This is a genomic window from Variovorax sp. OK212 (assembly GCF_900112425.1).
Classification (GTDB): domain Bacteria; phylum Pseudomonadota; class Gammaproteobacteria; order Burkholderiales; family Burkholderiaceae_C; genus Variovorax.
Genome location: NZ_FOLP01000066.1, coordinates 1 through 1073 on the forward strand (window position 1 = coordinate 1; position 1073 = coordinate 1073).

The 1073-nt window shown below is 68.5% G+C and carries 2 protein-coding genes; both read left to right on the forward strand.

Annotation, left to right across the window (positions count from 1 at the left end; all coding sequences use genetic code 11):
- Positions 1–531 (forward strand): 3-oxoacid CoA-transferase subunit A (locus tag BM004_RS40525; RefSeq protein WP_093222618.1); only part of this gene is annotated, 531 nt, incomplete at its 5' end.
- Positions 528–1073: 3-oxoacid CoA-transferase subunit B (locus BM004_RS40530; protein WP_093222620.1), on the forward strand; the 546-nt coding region annotated here is incomplete at its 3' end. The genes BM004_RS40525 and BM004_RS40530, both read left to right, overlap by 4 nt.

Consider the following 1073-nt stretch of genomic DNA (forward strand, 5'->3'; position numbering starts at 1 on the left):
GGCGAGACCGGCCTGGCGGCGCTGCTCAAAGCCGGCCGCGTGCGCAAGATCATCTGCAGCTTCCCGCGCCAGGCCGACAGCCAGGTGTTCGACGGCCTGTACCGCAGCGGCAAGCTCGAGCTCGAACTCGTGCCGCAGGGCAACCTGGCCGAGCGCATCCGCGCGGCCGGTGCCGGCATCGGCGCCTTCTTCTGCCCGACCGGCTACGGCACGCAGCTCGCAGGCAACCGCGAAACCCGCGAGATCGACGGCAAGCAGTACGTGCTGGAGTACCCCATCCACGGCGACGTGGCGCTCATCAAGGCCGAGCGCGGCGACCGCTGGGGCAACCTGGTCTACCGCAAGGCCGCGCGCAACTTCGGCCCGGTGATGGCCATGGCGTCGAAGAAGACGGTGGCCACGGTGCACGACATTGCCGAGCTCGGCACCCTCGACCCCGAGACCATCGTGACCCCGGGCATCTTCGTGCACCAGGTGGTGCGCATCGAACGCGTGGCCACCCAGGCCGGCGGTTTCAAGAAGGCAGCATGACCATGGCCACCACGCCTACATACACCCGTCGCACCAAAGACCAACTTGCAGCGCGAGTGGCCCAGGACATCTTCGACGGCGCCGTCGTCAACCTCGGCATCGGCCAGCCCACGCTGGTGGCCAACCACCTGCCCAAGGGCCGCGAGGTCATCCTGCAGAGCGAGAACGGCATCCTCGGCATGGGCCCCGCGCCCGAGGCCGGCGAAGAGGACTACGACCTCATCAACGCCGGCAAGCAGCCCGTCACGCTCCTGCCGGGCGGCTCGTTCTTCCACCACGCCGACAGCTTCGCGATGATGCGCGGCGGCCACCTCGACATCTGCGTGCTCGGCGCGTTCCAGGTGTCGGCCACCGGCGACCTGGCCAACTGGCACACCGGCGAGAAAGACGCCATTCCCGCCGTCGGCGGTGCCATGGACCTCGCCATCGGCGCCAAGCAGACGTGGGTCATGATGGACCTGCTGACCAAGCAGGGCGCGAGCAAGCTGGTGAAAGAGTGCACCTACCCGCTGACCGGCATCGCCTGCGTCAAGCGCGTGTAC